The sequence below is a fragment of the Paenibacillus agricola genome (genome assembly GCF_011440305.1).
Lineage (GTDB): Bacteria > Bacillota > Bacilli > Paenibacillales > NBRC-103111 > Paenibacillus_S > Paenibacillus_S agricola.
In genome coordinates, this window is the sequence record NZ_JAAOIW010000008.1 from 339007 (window position 1) to 359108 (window position 20102).

The following is a 20102-nucleotide window of genomic DNA, read 5'->3' on the forward strand; positions in this document are numbered from 1 at the left end:
AAGCATTATTTTATTTTATGGTCAAAGGTCGAAAATTTCGAGAAAATCGCTTCCATCTTCTCCCTTAATCCGCAAGCTTCGTCGATAATTTTCACATTTTTGCTAATCGTTGCGACCGACACACCGTAACGCTGGGACAGCTCGTGATAAGAAATCGCGCGCCGATGCATTTTTGCTGTCAAATATTCCAAAGCCGCTGCCCAGCCTTCGATTTTCGATATTTTGGGCGTACGATCCGGGGAAACACGGGACAAAAATTCGACCCACAGGGTTTGCAAATCATATTGCTGCACCATATCATAGCGGCGGTTCATTTGCAGTAAAGCCATATCCATAATTTGCTGCCATTTGGTTTCCCACACAGGCAAATTCGGCGAGAACGGTGACGCAGGCACGATCAGCTTCCGACCGTCCAGCACAGCATTAACCGGCTCGTGGATACCAATACTACGCAACACGAAAATGGCTACCTTTTTCAAATAGTCATCCTCGCCCGGCTCTTGCACGAATTCCATCAAAGCATCCTTCACTTCATTGTCCGCGATCAGCCCAAACGCTTGAATGACTTGAAGCTTGGTTTCTGTATCACCATGGCGCAGTGCCCAGAAAAAGGAGGAACGTACCAGTGGATCCCGCTTTAAATGGTCAGGCAAGCCGTCTGTGGATTTCTCCAAGCCACGGAATTGCTCTTCAAATGGAAGGTGGTAATGGTAGCTCACCGATGGCTTGACCTCTTCATTTCGCGATTTATCGAGCAGGCTCAAATAAAACTTCGGGATCTCCGAGGTAGGATCGAATTTATCCGCCTGCCGCCATTGACGCTCTGCCTCGACATACCGTTTCGTGTTATAGGCCGCAACCGCTGTATAGTGGAACAAACAAGGATCCAAACCAGCTTCACCCGTCTTCAACAGACGTTTAAACAAATGATAAGCCTTTTCGTGCTGGTTTAATATGCCCATCGTAGTAGCCAGCTTAAACACATGGTCTTGATGGAACGGGTAGGTTTTACGCAAAACGCTGAGCAACTCGCCCAGCTTCTCCCAATCACCAAAATGCTGGTAAAATATAGCCAAGTTACACAACGCATGCAAATTGCCATGGTCTAAATCCAGAACTTGGTGGATCATATCTATCGACTTGTCGAAATGCCCCATATAATAATAGGCTAACGCCAGATTGTTGCGTGCAGCCATAAAATCAGAATGCTTTTCAGTGATTTTTTCTAAAATACGTACGGCTTCAGCAAACTTGCCTTCTTCTAGCAGGGCACGGGCGCGGTCGTGCTCGAACATACCTTCGCGGCTTTTGATCCCCGCCAGCTGTGTTGGACGCTCCAGCTCGTAGCTCAGCAGCTCGATCATTTCCTCGGACTCCTCCAGAAACTGCCCGGATTCATCATGCTCTAAATAGTGTATGATTGCTTTCTCAGCCGATTCATAGTTTTCCATATTCGCAAAATTATTAGCCATATAGAAGTAGCATTCCGTCATCGTCGGGTCCACTTGGTCTATTACCTGCTGCAAAATAACATTTGATTCCTCGTAATTCCCCATCTCCGAGAGAAGTCCCGCCAAATTGCAATGGTTCACCGGATTTTCCGGTTCATATTCGGCAGCACGACGAAAATACTTCAATGCCTTATCATAATGATATCGGTCCAAAGACTGAACAGCTCTTTCGAAAAAGAAGGTGGCATCCAATTTGATCGGAATCACTTTATTAGGCTTGGTTCTGGCAGCACGTTTTTTCTTCTCCATTAGTAAGGCACCTCCGGTTCCGTCTGGAATTCGCAAAAGAATCCAGCGTTAATCTACAAAAAGTATAGCATACAACCTGACAAATACATAAGGACTAAAGAACATCTATTCAATATTTATCCATAAGTCAGGTGATTTTTAACCGATATTAGATGCCGCCGTATTTGAACAAGGAGCTGATCGAGCCGCCATCTTTAATAATACGAATCGCATTAGACAACAAGCCCGCTACAGATAAAACGGTAAAACGCGGCGAATGAATTTCTGGTATGGCAATGGAATCCGTAATAATAACTTCCCTAATATTAGGATGATCCAGCCTCTGCAAGGCGGGTCCCGAGAACACAGGATGGGTCGCACAGATGAACACATCATTGGCTCCGCGCTCTTTCAAACCTTCAACTACATTCACAATCGTTTTGCCCGTATCAATCAAATCCTCCATGATGATAGGTGTTTTTCCCTCAACATCGCCAACGACATGGGTAACCGTAGCTTCATTGTGGGCGTAACGTTTCTTGAACATCATCGCAATCGGCGCTTCCAGTACATTGGCCAAGTTCTCGGCTCTTGTTACACCGCCGGCATCCGGGGATACCACGATCAGATCTTCGATTTTTTTGTCTTTAATGTAGCTGCTTAAAATGTCGAGCGCTGTTAAATGGTCAACCGGTATGTTGAAAAATCCTTGGATCGCTGGTGCATGCAGATCAATCGTGATCACACGGTCTGCTCCTGCCGTATTCAGTAAATCAGCTACCAGCTTGGCAGTAATCGGTTCACGCGGAGCCGCTTTACGCTCTTGACGGGAATAACCGTAATACGGAACAACCAAATTAATCGTCCTGGCCGACGCACGCTTGGCGGCATCCATCATGACCAGTAGCTCCATGAAATGCTCATTGATCGGATGGGAAAAGGTCTGTACCAAGAATACATCACAATTGCGGATCGTTTCCTCGTAAAGACAGTAGATTTCTCCGCATTTAAATTTAGAAAGCTTGATTTGGCCAAGCGGAAGATCCAATTCTTTACAGATACTTGCAGCCAGCTTCGGATTGGACGATCCCGAAAAAATTTTTAATTGGTCGCTAAACATGGTTACCTCCCTGGAGATCGTATACAATTTACATTAAATAAATATAATCCAACAAAATACAACAAATTCTTAACTTTATTATACATCAAAATAAAACATTTAGAAAAAGTCATTTAGGTGAATTCCAAAATTTACATTAAAAGCGGACCATCGTTCTTTGCCGCTGCTTGAATGTAGCCAATTCGGTAAAGCCAACCTGCTTAAGCAGGACCACCGCCTGGTCCAAATATTGCGTAAGCCGCTCGGGCTGATGCGCATCGGAACCAATCGTCAGCGGAATCCCCAGCTCGCAGCAGTATTCCAGCATCCGCCGGCTGGGAAACATTTCACCGACAGGCATCCGTAATCCAGAGGCGTTCAGCTCAATAGCCATTCCCGCAGAATGAACTGCATCCAGCGCTTCATTCTCCAGATGTACAACGCTTTGCTCGGGCTTATAACCAAATCGTTTGATCACATCAATATGCCCTATATAGTCGTACAATCCAGTACGGACTGCTTTACCTACAGCTTCATAATACTTAACATATACGTCATAAGGGTCGCGTCCGTTCCATCCATCCAACTGACGATAATCGGAAATGTCCCATTCCCCTAGAAAGTGGACAGAGCCAATGACATAATCCCAAGGGTAAGCGCGAATAATGCTTTCAATTTCCCGTTCATAGCCCTCTATATAATCCCCTTCAAGACCAACGCGGATATCAATCTGTCCCTTGTATTGCTGCTGCAGGCGGAAAGCTTCCTGGACATAGTTCGGCAATTCCTCCATCGGCATCGCCATCCCTGGTAAATAGGTAGCCGGATCGACATGGAGCAAGGGCATGTGGTCGGACAGCCCTAATTGCACCAGTCCAAGCTCAATGCCCTTCTTTACATATTCCTCTAACTCTCCGGATGCATGGCCACAACGGACATGGTGGGTATGGTAATCGATCAGCATCGGAATCTCTCCTACCTTATTTATTGGAATGATGGCGGCGGTCTAACTCCTGCATCAGGTCATCCAGCGGAAGCTTTGCTTCACGCAATAACACCATTAGATGAAAGAGCAGGTCACTTGCTTCGTAACGAAGCTCGTCGTTATCGCGGTTTTTGGCGGCAATGATGACCTCTGCCGTTTCTTCACCGACTTTTTTGAGGATCTTGTCGATTCCCTTTTCAAATAAGTAGGTCGTATAAGCTCCCTCTGGACGCTCTGCATCCCGCTTAGCAATAACACCCTCCAGAGAAGATAAAATAGAGAACCGGTCTTTGCCTGCTGCAGCACCAGACGGTTGAAGGGCTTGTCCTTTTACCTCCACGTTGTTGGAGAAGCAGCTATAAGCGCCAGTATGACAAGCAGGTCCGGTTTGGTCAACAAGCACCAGTAAGGTATCGCCGTCACAATCGTATTTTAGTGCTTTAACCTTCTGGATATGTCCCGAGGTAGCCCCTTTATGCCATAGCTCACTACGAGAACGGCTCCAAAACCAGGTTTCTCCCGACTCTACAGTCAGCTTTAAAGATTCTTGGTTCATGTAAGCCATCATTAATACTTCCTTGCTTGCCGCATCCTGGACAATCGCAGGCACCAAGCCCTTATCGTCCCACTTAATCGCAGCATTCAACTGCTCCCCTGATAATGCCGGTTCTTGCTTAGCTGTACCTTGCTCTTGATTGTTACTCACCTAACTTCCACTCCTCTTTGTTTAAGGTTCTCTTTAACCTCTTCAATTGTCAGCTCTTTATAATGAAAAATCGTTGCGGCAAGTCCTGCATCCGCTTTGCCTTCAGCAAATACGTCATAGAAATGCTCTTTGGTTCCCGCACCGCCTGAAGCAATCACAGGAATGCCTACAAGCTCAGACACCGCTCGCGTAAGGGGTAGGTCAAAGCCGTCCTTCGTGCCATCTGCATCCATGCTCGTTAATAGAAGCTCGCCGGCACCCAGCTGTTCGACCGTCTTCGCCCACTCCAACGCCCGAATGCCTGTGCTATTGCGGCCGCCATGCGTGAATACTTCCCATTCTCCCCACTCTTTATTAAAGCGGGCATCAATCGCGACTACGATACATTGCGAGCCAAACCGCTTGGCGCCGTCTGACACCAACTGCGGGTTTCGCACGGCAGCTGTATTGATCCCAATCTTGTCAGCACCTGCGCGCAGCAGCCGCTTCATGTCATCCACACTGGAGATACCGCCGCCTACCGTGAAGGGGATCGTAATCTCCCCTGCGGTTTTTTTCACAACCTCAATCATGGTCGCGCGGCCTTCTATAGAAGCGGAAATATCAAGAAATACAAGCTCATCGGCGCCTTCCTTGTCATAAATCGCAGCCAGCTCAACCGGATCTCCGGCATCACGGAGGTTCACGAAGTTAACGCCCTTCACGACTCGGCCGTCCTTCACGTCGAGGCATGGAATAATTCGTTTTGCCAGCATTAGTTGCCCTCCTCTTTTCCTTTGCACAAACCAAGGAAATTGCCCAGCAGCTGCATGCCAATACTGCCGCTTTTCTCGGGATGAAACTGCATGCCATACACATTACCGCGGCCAACAACTGCGCTCACCTGCTGGTGGTAATCGGTGACAGCCAATAAATCCGACGCTTGCTCCGGTATCACCCGATAGGAATGGACAAAATACACATGCCCCTCCTCTATGCCCTCCAGCAGCGGACTTGGCTGCATAAATTGCAGCCGGTTCCAGCCCATATGAGGAATCTTGTAGCTGCCTTGGAAACGGACTACCTTGCCTGGCAGCAGGTTCAGTCCTTCATAGGAGCCGTGCTCCTCACTGCTCGTGAACAGCAGCTGCATGCCCAAGCATATGCCAAGCAACGGCTTGCCGGTTTGCGCATAACGTGCCGCCACACCTTCCAAGCGAGCATTACGGAGATGCTCCATCGCATCTCCGAATGCCCCTACGCCGGGTAGGATTGCGCCGTCTGCCGCCAGAATTTGGCTCTCATCGGAAGTCACTACCGCTTCATAACCCAAGCGCTCGACCGCTTTGCTGACACTGTGCAAATTACCCATTCCATAGTCGATAATGGCGATCATGCTACAGCACTCCCTTCGTCGATGGCACACCTTTCACGCGCGGGTCAATGCTCGTCGCTTCGTCTAAGGCACGCGCTAATGCTTTGAAAATCGCCTCAATCATATGATGCGTATTATGCCCGTAATGAACGATCACGTGCAGGGTAATCCGTGCCTCCAAAGCGAATTTCCACAGAAATTCATGCACAAGCTCGGTAGTAAAGCTGCCTACCTGTGCGGAAGGATACTGCGCTCGGTACTCAAAATGCGGGCGGTTGCTAATATCGATAATAACTTGGGCAAGCGCCTCATCCATTGGAATAAACACGCTGGCATAACGTTTGATCCCTCTTTTATCCCCTAAAGCTTCACGAAGAGTGCTGCCGAGGCAAATCCCGATATCCTCAACCGTGTGGTGGTCATCAACATCAATATCGCCATTGGCTGTAACCTTCAAATCAAATTGGCCATGCTTCGTAAATAAATCCAGCATATGGTTCAAGAAGGGTACATCGGTTTCGATTTCGGAAATGCCGGAGCCATCTACATTAAAGCTGAGCTGAATATTTGTTTCATTCGTCTTGCGGTCAATCTTGGCGGAACGTACAGCCTGTTGTTCGCCGGTTGATGTACCATTTAATGCGTCAGCCATTGGAATTCCCCTCTTTCTCTAGTCGTATTTGGATAGCCCGGGCATGGGCTTCGAGCCCTTCGTGCTGGGCTAACGCAATGATTTTTTGCCCGTCACGCAGCAAGGCCTCCCTACTATAATAGATCACACTCGATTTTTTCATAAAATCGTCCAGATTCAGCGGAGAAGAAAACCGTGCTGTGCCATTAGTCGGAAGTACATGGTTGGGTCCCGCAAAATAGTCGCCCACCGGCTCCGAGCTGTAGGGGCCCAGAAAAATAGCCCCTGCGTTTTCAATCTTGCTTAAATATTGAAACGGCTCTGCCGTAATAATTTCAAGATGCTCAGGCGCAAGCTGGTTGACAGCGTCCACGCCTTCTTCCAGGCTTGCCACGGTCAAGATCGCGCCATTATCACGGATCGACTGTGCCGCAATCTCCCGCTTCGGCAGTGTCGCCAATTGCCGGGCGACCTCGGCTTGCACCGCCTCCGCTAACACTTGGGAGGGCGTAATCAGGATCGCCGACGCCATCTCGTCATGCTCCGCCTGCGAGAGCAGGTCTGCCGCTACGTAACCAGCGTCTGCCGTATCGTCCGCTAAGACGACAATTTCGCTTGGGCCCGCAATGCTGTCAATATCGACGATGCCGAATACATAACGCTTCGCCAGCGCGACGTAAATATTGCCCGGTCCGACGATTTTGTCGACCGCCGGGATCGATTCCGTGCCGTAGGCCAGCGCCGCAATTGCCTGCGCTCCGCCTACACGGTAGATCTCGCTCACCCCTGCCTCCGCCGCCGCAACGAGAATATGTGGATCAATGCCGTCCACGCCAGCGGTTGCCGGTGGCGTCACCATCACGATCTCCGGCACGCCAGCAACCATGGCCGGTATCGCATTCATCAGCACCGAGGATGGATAGGCCGCCTTGCCGCCGGGCACATACAGGCCGACCCGCCGCAGCGGCCGGACGATTTGCCCCAGGATGCTGCCGTCTGCCTGCAGATCCATCCAGGACGTCCGCTTCTGCTTCTCATGGAAGCTGCGGATGCGGACCGCCGCCTCACGTAGCGCTTGGAGAAAGCTCTCGTCCACCAACGCATACGCGGCCTCGATTTCCTCCTTGCTGACGCGCAGCTCCGCAACGCTCACGCCGTCGAACTGCTCGGCGAAGCGGCGGAGCGCAGCATCGCCATCGCGGCGCACCTCCTCGATGATGCGCTTAACCGCTTCATTCTGCTCCTCTGAGCCATATTCAAGCTCACGGCGCAGCGAAAACTCGCTTGCTGGCACAATTTTCATGGCTTATGCCTCCTTTTTCTATTAAGCTTAGCGAACCGAAGCAATCATAAGCTGCAGTTTGTCGCATAGCGCTTGGATCGTCGCATTTTTCATTCGGTAGCTGACACGGTTAGCAATCAGCCTGGTCGTAATCGCGAAGATTTCCTCTTGCTCTACGAGCCCATTATCACGAAGGGTTTGCCCCGTTTCAACCATATCAACAATCCGGTCGGCAAGGCCAATCAACGGTGCCAGCTCTATCGAGCCGTTCAGCTTGATCACCTCTACCTGCTGCCCGCGCTCACGAAAATATTGCGAAGCTACATTCGGATATTTGGTCGCTACCCGCGGATTCAGCACAGGCTGCCAATCCGGCAGTCCAATAACGGACATCCGGCAGCGTGCGATACCGAGGTCAAGCAGCTCGTAGACGTCACGGTCTTCTTCCATTAATACATCCTTGCCTACTACACCTATATCAGCCACTCCATATTCGACATACGTTGGCACATCGACGGGCTTAGCCATAATAAATTCCATTCCTGCTTCAGGTACGGGAATGATCAACCTGCGCGAATCATCCATGTCCTCGGGAATCATGAGCCCTGCTTCGCGAAACAATCTTGATGCCTGCTTATAGATACGCCCTTTGGGCATGGCTACCTTTAATATGTCCTGCATGCTACCCACTCCCTTATCCAAACTCAATTACATCTCCATAGGCAATGCCATTCACAAGGAAGGTCCCATTGTCCAACCGTTCCGCAGCCAATTCCCCACTATCATCAGCCAGCAACCGCGTCTCTACCTTCGTGCCTTCTTGTGAACGCAGCTCCTGCGCTTTGAGGAACGCTTGTTTACGCTGGGCTGCCTTATAAGCAACCAAGATGCGGAAGCTGGATTCCGAAGGCTGCTTGCTGATCACTTCGAGGATCCGGTTTGTTTTTAACGCAAATCCTGTAGCTGGCGCTGGACGCCCGAATTGGGTCAGCAGGTTGTCATACCTGCCACCGCTGCATACGGGGAAGCCCAAGTCTGCCGCATAGCCCTCAAAGGTCATTCCTGTATAATAAGAGAAATCCCCAATCATCGTCAGATCAATCAGCACATGCTCGCTTACACCATACGCCTTCAGCACATCCCATACTTGGCATAGATGGGCTATCGACTGCTGGGCCACCGGATCCTTCGTAACCTGCCTAGCCTGTGCACATATTTCCTCACCGCCGCGCAAGCGTAAAATGCCTTCCAGCTCTTTTTGTAAGGCATCACTTAGTCCAAGTGCTTTAATTCGCTCCCGATAACCAACATAATCGCGGTTCAGCAAGCATTCCTTCAAGCTTTGCTGCTCGTCTTTACGCTCCTGCAGCGTTTCATTAAAGAGCCCTGTCAAAAAGCCTACGTGACCGAGGGCTATCTTGAACTCTTTAACCCCTGCTGCCTGTAAGCTGGCAATGGCAAGTGCAATTACCTCTGCATCTGATTCCGAGGAAGCATCGCCCACAAGCTCCACACCCGTCTGGAAAAATTCCGCATCCCGGCCAGCTTCCGCTTCAATGGCCCGAAAAATATTCGCATGATACGACAAACGTATCGGAAATGGCTGTTCTTTCAATAAAGACGACACCACCCTCGCGATCGGTGCCGTCATATCAGAACGCATAACCAGCGTAGTCCCTTTACGGTCAAGCAGCTTAAATAGCTTGCGGTCCTCCGTAGAGCTCGCAACCCCTACCGTGTCATAAAATTCCAAGGTCGGCGTTATAATCTCCGAATATCCCCAACGCTCCATACAGTTCAGTACACTCGTTTCAATAGAGCGTAATTTGGTTACAGCTTCGGGCAAATAATCCTTTACACCCGTTGGTTTTTCAAACACCTTTGGTTTCGACACCAAACCTCACCACCTATAGTTTTACTTAGTTATTTCCGAATTTACTTTAACGCGATAATGTGCTACCATATTACCAAGATAAAGGATATAAACGTTAGTTTACCATCCAACGTTTACAACGTCAATAAAAACTATTATAATTAATTAGTTATGGGATTGTTAATAATTGGGAATCCTATACCTACATTAAGTAAGGGGGCACGAGCATGCAAATTCCCGAAATCAAGCCGGACCGCTTCAAAAAATTGTTTTTAGATAACAAGTTTGTGTTATTCCTATTGACGTTGCTATTGATCGGCTTAAACATTTTTGTACTAAATAAAATCCCCTTTGTTTTCAAACCTTTTATCGTCCTAGTCAAAACCGTCATACTCCCTCTCATACTTACAGGGGTTGTTTACTACTTATTAAATCCGATTGTCGATCTGCTTGAGAAAAGAAAAATGAAACGGGTTTATTCCATTATTACCTTATACATATTGATTATTGCCGTAGTTACGCTTCTGATTCTAGCTGTCATCCCTGTTATTAACGTACAAGTTATGGAGCTAGTGAAAAATTTCCCAACTTATAGCCAGCAAGTACAGCTTAATTTTGAATCCTGGATCGGTGGCTCTTTGTTCAATCAGATTCAACAGACTACAGGCTTCAATTCAACCGATTGGAACAATACGATTACGGAACGCCTGTCTTCATTTATAAGCCTTGCGGGGGCGAGTATAGGCAGCTTTCTAGGGGTTGTAACGGAGACCTTGCTCGCCATAGCCGTAGTACCGTTCATCCTGTTCTATCTACTTAAAGAAGGCCATAGATTGCCGAATTTCATTCTGGAATTTCTTCCCCCATCCTTTCGGAGCCAAACCTATGAAGTGATGTCCGAGATGAACCACCAAATTAGCTCTTACATTCGTGGGCAAATCATTGTTAGCTTTTGCATAGGGTTTCTGTTGTATATCGGTTATTTAATTATTGGGCTGAAGTATTCCCTGATCCTTGCTATTATCGCGGCCTTTACCAGTATTGTCCCGTATTTAGGTCCTGTTATTGCGATTACGCCCGCTTTGATTGTTGCCGCTGTAACTTCTCCGGTCATGCTGCTCAAAATGATAGTAATCTGGACCATTGTCCAATTGATCGAAGGCAAGTTCATTTCTCCGCAAATTATGGGAAAATCCTTAAAAATCCATCCCATCACCATCATTTTTGTTATTTTAACCGCTGGTAATTTGTTCGGCTTAACCGGTATCATTCTCGCTGTTCCTGGATATGCCGTGCTGAAGGTGATTGTATCCCATATTTATCATTGGTTTAGAAAACGTTCGGGTTTTTATAATACATTTCAATAGCAGTTTTTCCTGTAGAGGGCTCTGCTGTCTAAAATTTAGCCCATAGGCAAAAGAGCAGTTCAAGTCGTTATTGACTTGAACTGCTCTTTTGCCTGACCATCTTATGATCCCTATAGGTTGAACGTCTACTCCAGCATCCTCTTAAATCCGTATATCCGCGCGAATTACCTGCAGCGGGTTACCAGCTACAAAGCTATAGGCTGCTACATCCTTATGAACTACCGAGCCAGCCCCTACCACTGCATGATCACCGATGGTTACACCTGGAAGAACCGTCGTATTGGCTCCAATCATCACATGAGAGCCGATACGGACTGTTCCAATCCGGTATTCCTTGATTAAATATTCATGGGTTAAAATCGTAGAATTGTAACCGATTATCGTATTCTCGCCTATCTCAATGCGCTCCGGAAAAAACACATCCACCATGACCATCAAAGCAAAGGATGTCTGCGCCCCTACCTTCATCCCCAACAGCTGGCGATAAATCCATCGTTTCATAGGAAGAGAAGGTGTATACCTTGAAATCTGAATACAGACGAAATTACGTACTGCCTTCCAGCGACTAACGGTACGGTACATTTGCCAGAGTGAGTTGGGTCCTTCGACCGGAAATTTATCCGTTTGTCTCAATTGAACTCTCCTCAACGCCTGTAATGGTTAACAACTCCCTAATATCATGGATAATATAGGTAGGATTGTACTGCTCTAAATAAGGAATCCCCTTTAGCGACCAAGCAACAGCCACTGACGGGATTCCTGCATTATGGGCAGCCTCCACATCGTAATGGCTGTCTCCCACCATGACTGCGCCTTGTGCTTCCGAGCCTAGCTCCTTTAACGCTTTGCGTATGCCCTCTGGATCGGGTTTGGGCCATTTTACATCCTGGACACATACGATAGAATCAAAATAATCGTACAACCCACAGAGCCTGAGCCCCATCTCTGAAGTAATTCGCACCTTGCTTGTGACGATTCCTAGCTTGATACCAGCCGCGTGCAGCTTGCTGATAGTCTCCCGCACACCCGGAAACTCCGTTACGAGGGAGTCGTGCTTGTCTATATTGAATGCGCGGTATTTATGAACCAGGTCCCCTACATTGTCCCTGCCGGAAAACAACTGCATTTGCTCGATTAAGGGACGCCCCATATTGGGGATAATATGCTCTCTGGTGATGGGCTCGCCAAGTGCATTTTCAAACGTATGCAAAAACGACTGGATGATTAGCTCGTTCGTATCGATAATAGTGCCGTCGAGGTCAAATAAAACGGTGTGGATCATGAGTAGGCTCCTCTTTACCCTCCCACACCCTCCCTATAGGGAGGGCTCCAAGGGCTCTGCCCTCTGGACACCCGTGGTGGGGGAGTGACTGTGTTGTTCTCGGGTCGCTTTCGTCCCTTCGGGACACGCTTGACTTGAGTACTATGTATGGGTTGCATGATTGCGTGTTCTCGGGTCGCTTCCGTCCCTTCGGGACACGCTTGACTTGGGTGCTATGTATGGGATGCATGACTGCGTGTTCTCGGGTCGCTTCCGTCCCTGCGGGACACGCTTGGCTTGAGTGCGCACGCATCCTTCCGGCGTTACTGGCCCATGGCACACTCTGCTGTCCTAGCATCGCATTGTCCTTTCAGGACTCGCTCACTTGGGTGCGTAAACATCTTCTGTCGTCGGGCAGATTTCTTTTCTAAGCATTACTTTTCATGATTTTTATCAGGATCTTGAACGGATTCTTTTTTCAACTCGTCGGTTTGCTTAGGAAGCTCACGATCTTCAGCATGCTCAGCAACAACAATTTCCGGTGGCGTTGGAACCACTACAGGAATGCCTGTTAAAACAGGCACGGCAGACAGCTCAGCGGCCTCAGCAGAAGCCTCGGCACCACTGGTTGCCAGCGTAGCTGGATGCTCACCAGCAGCAGCCAGCGGGAGGATCGGGTCGGAATAACGTTCGGCCGAAGCGCCGGTTTTTCTGCGATAAATAATTAAAGCTATCGCCAACACAATAATTAACACGGCCAACAACTGTGAGATACGAATATTGCCGCCGTAAGTCATGGTGCCAGGACTAAAGCCAAGCCATTGCATCGGTGCCCACAATCCATTCATCAAGGATGCAAGCCACATAGGTCCAGTGAAGTCCAGGCTATCTGTCCTCAGCCCCTCAACGAAAAAGCGACCGATCGAATATCCGATAAAGTAGCTTAAGAATAACTCCCCCGCGCGCAGAAATGACTGCCTGCGCAATACAAACAAAAGCAACAACACAATAAAATTACATATCGATTCATATAAAAAAGTTGGATGGTAATAGGCTCCATTTATTAACATCTGGTTCACAATAAAATCCGGCAAGTGCAAGGAGCTCCTTAGAAACCCTTCGGTTATAGGTCCGCCATGTGCCTCTTGGTTAATAAAATTGCCCCAGCGTCCTATAGCCTGGCCAATAATCAAGCCAGGTGCGCACACATCCGCAATACGCCAGAAGCTATAGCCTTTACGGCGGGTATAAATAACTGCGCAGATGACAGCTCCGATCAATGCACCATAAATGGCAATACCACCATGCCAGATCATGAAGATCTCAAGTAAATTATCCTGATAATCCTCCCACTTGAACGCTACATAATATATACGTGCGCCAATAATGGCTGAAGGTACACCCAACAGTACCAAATCCATATAAAAGTCTGGATTCATTCCAAATCGTTTGCCTTCTTGAATAGCGAGCAGCAGCCCAATTAATGCCGCTGTCCCGAGAATAATACCATACCAATGCACCTGCAGTGCCCCGATACCAAAGGCGATCGGATTAATTGCTAACCACATGCCGTTCCTCCTTCTGAATGCTTAAACCTTCTTTTATTCCATATCATCCATATCTTCGGCTAGCGTTTCGGTCAGCTTGTTCGTAAACTGGAGTGCTGCATTGTAGCCCATCCGTTTCAACCGGTAATTCATCGCAGCAACCTCCACGATGACCGCCAGGTTTCGCCCTGGACGAACTGGAATCGTAACTAAGGGAATATCCGTATCAATAATCTTGGTTGTTTCTTCATCAAGACCTAAACGGTCATACTGCTTATCCTGCTGCCAAGTTTCCAGCTTGATCACGACCGAGATTTTCTTTACATTACGGATAGCACCTGCTCCGAATAAAGTCATCATATTGATGATGCCGACTCCACGGATTTCTAGCAAATGGCGAATGAGTTCAGGCGCATTACCGACCAAGACATGATCGGCTGTTTGGCGAATTTCAACAGCATCATCGGCAATAAGCCTATGGCCCCTTTTGACAAGCTCCAGCGCTGTTTCACTTTTCCCGATCCCGCTCGTACCTGAAATCAAAATACCGATCCCGTACACATCAACGAGAACGCCATGGATCGTCGTGGATGGAGCCAATTTATTTTCTAAAAAGCCGGTAATCCGGCTTGCCAAAATCGTCGTTGATGCAGGCGTGCGAAGCACAGGTATCTGCTTTTCGTTAGCTGCTGCCAGCAGTTCAATCGGTACATCCAATCCGCGGCTAATAAGGATACATGGTGTCTCCTCAGATATACATAGACGTGTCATCCGATCCATCCGTTCATCCGATGAAAGTCCATGGAAAAAAGTTAGCTCCGTCTTGCCCAAAATCTGTACGCGTTCTGTAGGATGAAACTCAAAATACCCTGCCATCTCCAAACCAGGGCGGTATAAGTCAGCTACCGTGATCGGCCTTTTCAGTCCTCCCTCACCACAAATGACTTCCAAATGAAATTCCGCCACAAGGTCAGATACTTTTACTTTTTTAGGCATCGCTCTTCCGTCTCCTTCATTTTCCCGATACTCTCATGGTATATAAAATAGCTCGATAAATCAACTAATCTTAGATTTTCTTGTCCTATTCCAACAAAAACTCCAACAAAAAAAGCCAGTCGTAATGACTGGCCTTTTACTTATGGTCAAATTAAGAAGTGAAGATGGACAATGTTGTTTCCAGATCGAAGAAATGGACTTTGTTCATATCAACAGCTAATTTTACGTTTGTGTTTTCTTTGAATCCAGCACGTCCATCAACACGGGCAACAATGCTGTTTTTGCCAACGCCAGTCAAGTACAAGAACATTTCATGACCCAAGTTCTCAGCTACTTCAATGTGGGCATTAACAACGGAATTTGGTGAAGCTTCCAGGAATACAGGCTCTTCATGAAGATCCTCAGGACGGATGCCCATAACAACATCTTTACCTAGGTAGCCTTTCTCACGCAGGAATTTCGCTTTGCCTTCTGGCACTTCTACATTCACGCCATCAGCTTTAAAGTATACACTATTGTTAGCATCCGTGAAACTACCCGTAATAAAGTTCATCGAAGGAGATCCGATAAAGCTTGCTACGAACATGTTTTTCGGGAAGTTATAAATTTCTTCTGGAGTATCAGCTTGTTGAATAATCCCTTTTTCCATAACAACGATACGGTCGCCCATTGTCATTGCTTCGGTTTGGTCATGCGTTACATAAATAGTTGTAACTTCAAGACGTTTGGACAATTTGCTGATTTCCGCGCGCATTTGTACACGAAGTTTCGCATCCAAGTTGGAAAGTGGCTCATCCATTAAGAAAACTTGTGGCTCACGAACAATCGCGCGTCCCAAGGCAACACGTTGGCGTTGACCACCGGAAAGAGCTTTTGGCTTACGGTCAAGCAAATGGGTAATATCAAGAATTTTAGCCGCGTCGCGAACACGAGCATCGATATCGGCTTTTTTGAATTTACGAAGCTTAAGACCAAACGCCATATTTTGATAAACACTCATATGTGGATACAAGGCATAAGATTGGAACACCATCGCGATATCACGATCTTTAGGTGCTACGTCATTCACCAAACGGTCGCCGATGTAAAGTTCGCCTTCAGTGATTTCTTCTAAGCCAGCAATCATACGAAGAGTAGTGGACTTACCGCAACCGGAAGCGCCTACAAGTACCACGAACTCTTTATCTTTGACTTCAAGATGGAAATCTTTAACTGTTGCTTCATCTGAACCCGCATATTTCTTAACGATATGGTTTAAACGTACACCTGCCATGATTCAATTCCCCCTACATATTTATGATCAATTTATATACTTATCTTACCTCACCTCCCTGCCTATGACTATGCACAATCTTCACAAAAAAATCACTTTCTTTTCGTTACTTTGTACAATAGCAAAGCAATCTTCACTAAAACAGCATCATTAAAGGTACGAACATCGAGACCTGTCTCTTGCTTAAACTTGTCCAGCCGGTATAATAGCGTATTTCGATGGATATAAAGCTTTTTCGCGGTTTCACTGACATTGCAATCAATTCGAAAAAAATGCTCCAAGGTCGTCATCGTTTCCGGATCCAGCGCCACATCCAGCCGTTTCAGCACGCGCTCCAAAAAACTCGCTTTATCCCCTTCAGGGATCAAATGGATCAGCTTCTCCAACTGCAGCATCCACGGCAAATGCATATTGCTTCCTACATGGTAGGTGCGGCCTAGCATCATGGTCTCGCGAAGCTGCAGTACACTCGCATATAGCGACTTGGCAGGCATCATAGGATAGTGGATCGCAAGATGGCATTCCCCTACCCATTCGTTTTCGAGCATCGCATGAAGACCAAAACCAATCGCTGCCAGCGTGTCCTCCAAGCTTTCTTCATCACCGTTGTCACGGTCGTCCGTTGTATCGATCGACAGCATTTTTTCAGAACCAAGAATAAGCCACTCCTTGTCCATCAAAGGTACAAGGATCATCTCTGTATCAAAAAAAGATTCCAGCAGCTTCTTCAGCTCCTGGTAGCTGACACGTTGCGATTGGGAATAGTCACCATAAAGCAACAACGGAATTTTCGTCGAATATAACGATAATTGCGATACAAGCGTATCCGGCATTTCGGCTTGGACTAGCCCCATCTCCTGCTGCTGCCGGAACCATTCCCTTACCATCGATGCTTTACGCTCCTCTTCACTAGTTGAGGATGTGTTTTTCTTATCTTGAATTTTCCGTGTTTCCAGCATCAACTCCACAAGCTGACGCTCAGCGACAGTAATGCCTTCTGCAGCGACTGATAACAGTAGCGCATCCTGCAGCTCTTTATGAACAAAGAATAACAGTTGACCATTTTGGATGATGCTTTTGGACGGAGTTCCTTTATCATTATTGTCAGAATCAACCTGCAGGAGCCATTGCTCCCAAGACCATCGCGATAAGCGCACAGGTGCTTTGAAAATTTGTTCTAGCTGTTGCCTCAATGGCTCCCATTCCATACCCGAGCTCCCAACCTATTTATATTTATACAAGCAGAACGTGAGTCCTAGACCCATCATAGCAAAATAGTAATTAACAACCAAGTGCTAAACAAAGAAACCATCTGTATGCAGGCTGCATAAGATAGTTTCTCTATAGGGAAATGCGATTAATCGATAACTCTGCGGGCTGTTACATAATGCTCGTCCCACCAGCCACTCTCAATAGTGCTATATTTAACACCGCCTTCCCCGTAAGTATGTATCATCATGCCATTGCCGACATACATGCCGACATGGCCAATTTCCCCTTTAGAATCTGTCGTTGTGAAAAATACGAGGTCACCTGTATCCAAGTTGCTTTTGCTAACATATTTGCCTTCTTTGGCTTGGTTTCTGGAAATCCGCGGTAGCTCAATATCATATTTATCAAAAATCCATTTCATAAACGACGAGCAATCGAAGGTCTTGGTCTGTCCATATTTGGCTCCAAAATCATAGGGAGTACCCAAATACTTTCGGGCGGTCAGCACCAGCTTTATACGTTTTTGGTCATTTGCACTAAGTATACGGCGGGCTCCAATAAATTGGCTGCGATAGGTGTCCACATCATACGTAGTTACTACATCCTTCGACTTAGATGCCATGATGATTTTATCATTACCGATATAAATGGCGGAGAAGCTCGGGTTATTGCCTTTACCGAAAAACAAAACATCGCCTTCCGTCACATTGGACAATGATTTAATCAGCGGCTTATCCATCTTAAACTGATCATCCAGTGCCCGCGGCATCTTATAGTCGAGCATTTTATACACATAATAATTCATGCCTGAGGTATCAAAGCCGTTGCTTATGGACTCCCCACCAAGCGTATATTCCTTACCGACCAGTTTTTCACTTAAGGATACTGCATCCATATCATCATAAGCCGCCAATGTGGGTGCAGCAAAGGCACCTACTAGAACAATCGTCATAACGAGCGTTAATCCCGCCGTTCGTGCTGTGCGAATCGTGGTGTTTTTTATCATAAACAATTTCCTCCAGTTCATGACTGATTATCCATCTTGGGTAATCTCTGTACCCGTATCAACACATTACCATGGGAAAAAAATCTTATCATTACGCAAATGTTACCTTTGTTCTGAAACTGGTGGAATACAGCCCACAAACAGGAAACTGGGTTTGATCTATAAAGCACATTCCGCTACAATAGGTCATATAAAGCCATAAACCGCTGCTACTGGCAAAACAGAAATATGGGAGGCTTCGCTTCGTATGGCCATTGTTGAATTAACGATTATTCCGGTCCGTACGGCTTCGACCAGCCTGAGCCCCTTTGTAGCTGATATTCAAGAGGTGCTTGCACAAGCCAAAGAGCCCATCAAGTATCAAATGACACCAATGAGCACGATTATCGAGGGTGAGCTAAGTGACTTGCTTCAGATTGTACGCCGCTTACATGAACTGCCTTTTCAAAAAGGAGCGGAGCGTGTATCGACTTCGATCAAAATCGATGACCGGCGAGACCAAACCAGCTCCATGGAGCAAAAAATGAAATCTGTCGAGCTCAAGCTAAGCAAGTAGGCAATTCAAAAGGGAAAAATGCTAATATAAGAACCTACTGTAATATTGAGCTACTCTTTGCACGAAGCACCGTTAAATACAAAAAAGAGACCTATGCAGGTCTCTTTTTCTTATGGATGAGACATGTAGGATTCGAACCTACGACACCCTGATTAAAAGTCAGGTGCTCTACCAACTGAGCTAATGTCTCAAATACATGGTGGAGGATGATGGATTCGAACCACCGAACTCAGAGAGAGCAGATTTACAGTCTGCCGTGTTTAGCCACTTCACTAATCCTCCATAAATCGATCATTCTGCAAAAGCAGAAAAAACAAAAGTGGCTCGGGACGGAATCGAACCGCCGACACGAGGATTTTCAGTCCTCTGCTCTACCGACTGAGCTACCGAGCCATATGTAAGTTATGTGCTTCTTGCGACCATTCCTATAAAAAGGGATGCTTGTCCTCTTATAAACGATGGTAATAAAATGGCGGAGCCGACGGGATTCGAACCCGCGATCTCCTGCGTGACAGGCAGGCATGTTGGGCCACTACACCACGGCTCCGCATTTAACAATAAGTACATGGTGCCGTCGAGAGGACTTGAACCCCCAACCTACTGATTACAAGTCAGTTGCTCTACCAGTTGAGCTACAACGGCATAATTGGATAACACCTAGTTAAGTATGTGAAGAAGTCCGTAAACTTATCCTTCACTAAAAAGTGAAATGGTGGAGGCTGACGGGATCGAACCGCCGACCCTCTGCTTGTAAGGCAGATGCTCTCCCAGCTGAGCTAAGCCTCCGTAATGGGATGACACAAATGAAATCATAACATATTTGCTCACTTAAAATCAATAAAAAATTGAATGGTAGCGGCGAAGGGAATCGAACCCCCGACCTCACGGGTATGAACCGTACGCTCTAGCCAGCTGAGCTACACCGCCATGCTTACAAAAATACTACGGAGAGAAAGGGATTCGAACCCTTGCACCACTTACGCAGTCTAACCCCTTAGCAGAGGGTCCCCTTATAGCCACTTGGGTATCTCTCCATGATCATCAGTAGAAGCAATAGTTTATTGTTCCCTGAAAACTAGATCCGAACCAACAATTTCTGCGTCGAGCAACGCACCCCCTTTAGCTTGCACTTCAGGGGGGACTTCCTTTGGATAAGCCCTCGACCGATTAGTATCCGTCAGCTCCATGCCTTGCGGCACTTCCACCCCGGACCTA

19 protein-coding genes and 8 tRNA genes are annotated in these 20102 nt (G+C 47.2%); 2 read left to right on the forward strand and 25 right to left on the reverse strand.

Annotated features, from left to right (window positions below; all coding sequences use genetic code 11):
* Nucleotides 1–5 precede the first annotated feature (5 nt).
* The 10 genes from G9U52_RS22305 to G9U52_RS22350 form a co-directional block, all read right to left on the reverse strand.
* Nucleotides 6–1760: a tetratricopeptide repeat protein gene (locus tag G9U52_RS22305; protein WP_166152851.1), complete on the reverse strand. Its 1755-nt coding sequence runs from the start codon at nucleotides 1758–1760 to the stop codon at nucleotides 6–8.
* Between the two features lie 148 nt (nucleotides 1761–1908).
* Nucleotides 1909–2859 (reverse strand): ribose-phosphate diphosphokinase, encoded by a 951-nt coding sequence (locus G9U52_RS22310; RefSeq protein WP_166152852.1) that lies wholly within the window; start codon nucleotides 2857–2859, stop codon nucleotides 1909–1911.
* A gap of 136 nt (nucleotides 2860–2995) precedes the next feature.
* Nucleotides 2996–3802, reverse strand: coding sequence for a histidinol-phosphatase HisJ (gene hisJ / locus G9U52_RS22315; protein WP_166152853.1), 807 nt, complete (start codon nucleotides 3800–3802; stop codon nucleotides 2996–2998).
* 16 nt (nucleotides 3803–3818) lie between these two features.
* On the reverse strand, nucleotides 3819–4529 hold the full coding sequence (gene hisIE / locus G9U52_RS22320; protein WP_166152854.1) for a bifunctional phosphoribosyl-AMP cyclohydrolase/phosphoribosyl-ATP diphosphatase HisIE: 711 nt from the start codon (nucleotides 4527–4529) through the stop codon (nucleotides 3819–3821).
* Nucleotides 4526–5284, reverse strand: a complete 759-nt coding sequence (hisF, locus tag G9U52_RS22325; RefSeq protein WP_166152855.1) for an imidazole glycerol phosphate synthase subunit HisF — start codon at nucleotides 5282–5284, stop codon at nucleotides 4526–4528. Before hisF ends, hisIE begins: the two co-directional genes overlap by 4 nt.
* Nucleotides 5284–5904, reverse strand: coding sequence for an imidazole glycerol phosphate synthase subunit HisH (hisH, locus tag G9U52_RS22330; protein WP_166152856.1), 621 nt, complete (start codon nucleotides 5902–5904; stop codon nucleotides 5284–5286). Before hisH ends, hisF begins: the two co-directional genes overlap by 1 nt.
* Before the next feature lies 1 nt (nucleotide 5905).
* Nucleotides 5906–6535: an imidazoleglycerol-phosphate dehydratase HisB gene (gene hisB, locus G9U52_RS22335; protein ID WP_166152857.1), complete on the reverse strand. Its 630-nt coding sequence runs from the start codon at nucleotides 6533–6535 to the stop codon at nucleotides 5906–5908.
* Nucleotides 6528–7817, reverse strand: coding sequence for a histidinol dehydrogenase (gene hisD, locus G9U52_RS22340; RefSeq protein WP_166152858.1), 1290 nt, complete (start codon nucleotides 7815–7817; stop codon nucleotides 6528–6530). Before hisD ends, hisB begins: the two co-directional genes overlap by 8 nt.
* A 27-nt stretch (nucleotides 7818–7844) precedes the next feature.
* Nucleotides 7845–8477 carry an ATP phosphoribosyltransferase gene (gene hisG / locus G9U52_RS22345; RefSeq protein ID WP_166152859.1) on the reverse strand — a complete coding sequence of 211 codons (633 nt, stop codon included), beginning with the start codon at nucleotides 8475–8477 and terminating at the stop codon, nucleotides 7845–7847.
* Between the two features lie 13 nt (nucleotides 8478–8490).
* The gene (locus G9U52_RS22350) at nucleotides 8491–9690 is read right to left on the reverse strand and encodes an ATP phosphoribosyltransferase regulatory subunit (protein ID WP_166152860.1); all 1200 of its coding nucleotides are present in this window, start codon (nucleotides 9688–9690) and stop codon (nucleotides 8491–8493) included.
* A 206-nt stretch (nucleotides 9691–9896) separates the two neighbouring features.
* On the opposite strand from G9U52_RS22350, the gene G9U52_RS22355 reads away from it, so the two are divergent.
* Nucleotides 9897–11036, forward strand: a complete 1140-nt coding sequence (locus tag G9U52_RS22355; protein ID WP_166152861.1) for an AI-2E family transporter — start codon at nucleotides 9897–9899, stop codon at nucleotides 11034–11036.
* Nucleotides 11037–11177: 141 nt separating this feature from the next.
* On the opposite strand, the gene G9U52_RS22360 is transcribed toward G9U52_RS22355, so the two are convergent.
* The 7 genes from G9U52_RS22360 to G9U52_RS40145 form a co-directional block, all read right to left on the reverse strand.
* Nucleotides 11178–11669 (reverse strand): acyltransferase, encoded by a 492-nt coding sequence (locus G9U52_RS22360; protein ID WP_166152862.1) that lies wholly within the window; start codon nucleotides 11667–11669, stop codon nucleotides 11178–11180.
* Nucleotides 11653–12318: a pyrophosphatase PpaX gene (gene ppaX, locus G9U52_RS22365; protein WP_166152863.1), complete on the reverse strand. Its 666-nt coding sequence runs from the start codon at nucleotides 12316–12318 to the stop codon at nucleotides 11653–11655. The genes G9U52_RS22360 and ppaX overlap by 17 nt, the downstream gene beginning before the upstream one ends.
* A gap of 413 nt (nucleotides 12319–12731) precedes the next feature.
* The gene (gene lgt / locus G9U52_RS22370; RefSeq protein ID WP_166152864.1) at nucleotides 12732–13865 is read right to left on the reverse strand and encodes a prolipoprotein diacylglyceryl transferase; all 1134 of its coding nucleotides are present in this window, start codon (nucleotides 13863–13865) and stop codon (nucleotides 12732–12734) included.
* A gap of 33 nt (nucleotides 13866–13898) precedes the next feature.
* A complete protein-coding gene (gene hprK, locus G9U52_RS22375; protein ID WP_166152865.1) occupies nucleotides 13899–14840 on the reverse strand; it encodes an HPr(Ser) kinase/phosphatase in 942 nt (313 codons plus the stop codon).
* Nucleotides 14841–14991: 151 nt separating this feature from the next.
* A complete protein-coding gene (locus G9U52_RS22380; protein ID WP_166152866.1) occupies nucleotides 14992–16113 on the reverse strand; it encodes an ABC transporter ATP-binding protein in 1122 nt (373 codons plus the stop codon).
* Between the two features lie 92 nt (nucleotides 16114–16205).
* Nucleotides 16206–17321 (reverse strand): PucR family transcriptional regulator, encoded by a 1116-nt coding sequence (locus G9U52_RS22385; RefSeq protein ID WP_166152867.1) that lies wholly within the window; start codon nucleotides 17319–17321, stop codon nucleotides 16206–16208.
* A gap of 149 nt (nucleotides 17322–17470) precedes the next feature.
* Complete coding sequence (locus G9U52_RS40145; RefSeq protein WP_243767488.1) at nucleotides 17471–18331, reverse strand: C40 family peptidase; 861 nt, start codon at nucleotides 18329–18331, stop codon at nucleotides 17471–17473.
* Between the two features lie 247 nt (nucleotides 18332–18578).
* On the opposite strand from G9U52_RS40145, the gene G9U52_RS22395 reads away from it, so the two are divergent.
* Entirely contained in the window at nucleotides 18579–18887 is a 309-nt protein-coding gene (locus G9U52_RS22395; RefSeq protein WP_166152868.1) for an MTH1187 family thiamine-binding protein, read from the forward strand.
* 117 nt (nucleotides 18888–19004) lie between these two features.
* Here G9U52_RS22395 and G9U52_RS22400 read toward each other — a convergent pair.
* From G9U52_RS22400 to G9U52_RS22435, 8 genes are all read right to left on the reverse strand, one after another.
* Nucleotides 19005–19077: transfer RNA gene (locus tag G9U52_RS22400), tRNA-Lys, on the reverse strand.
* 7 nt (nucleotides 19078–19084) lie between these two features.
* Nucleotides 19085–19169, reverse strand: a tRNA-Tyr gene (locus G9U52_RS22405).
* A 38-nt stretch (nucleotides 19170–19207) separates the two neighbouring features.
* Nucleotides 19208–19280: transfer RNA gene (locus G9U52_RS22410), tRNA-Phe, on the reverse strand.
* A gap of 77 nt (nucleotides 19281–19357) precedes the next feature.
* Nucleotides 19358–19434, reverse strand: a tRNA-Asp gene (locus G9U52_RS22415).
* Nucleotides 19435–19453: 19 nt separating this feature from the next.
* Nucleotides 19454–19529 (reverse strand) — tRNA-Thr (locus G9U52_RS22420).
* A 68-nt stretch (nucleotides 19530–19597) separates the two neighbouring features.
* A tRNA-Val gene (locus G9U52_RS22425) sits at nucleotides 19598–19673 on the reverse strand.
* Nucleotides 19674–19737: 64 nt separating this feature from the next.
* Nucleotides 19738–19814: transfer RNA gene (locus G9U52_RS22430), tRNA-Met, on the reverse strand.
* An 18-nt stretch (nucleotides 19815–19832) separates the two neighbouring features.
* Nucleotides 19833–19921 (reverse strand) — tRNA-Ser (locus G9U52_RS22435).
* Between the last annotated feature and the right edge of the window lie 181 nt (nucleotides 19922–20102).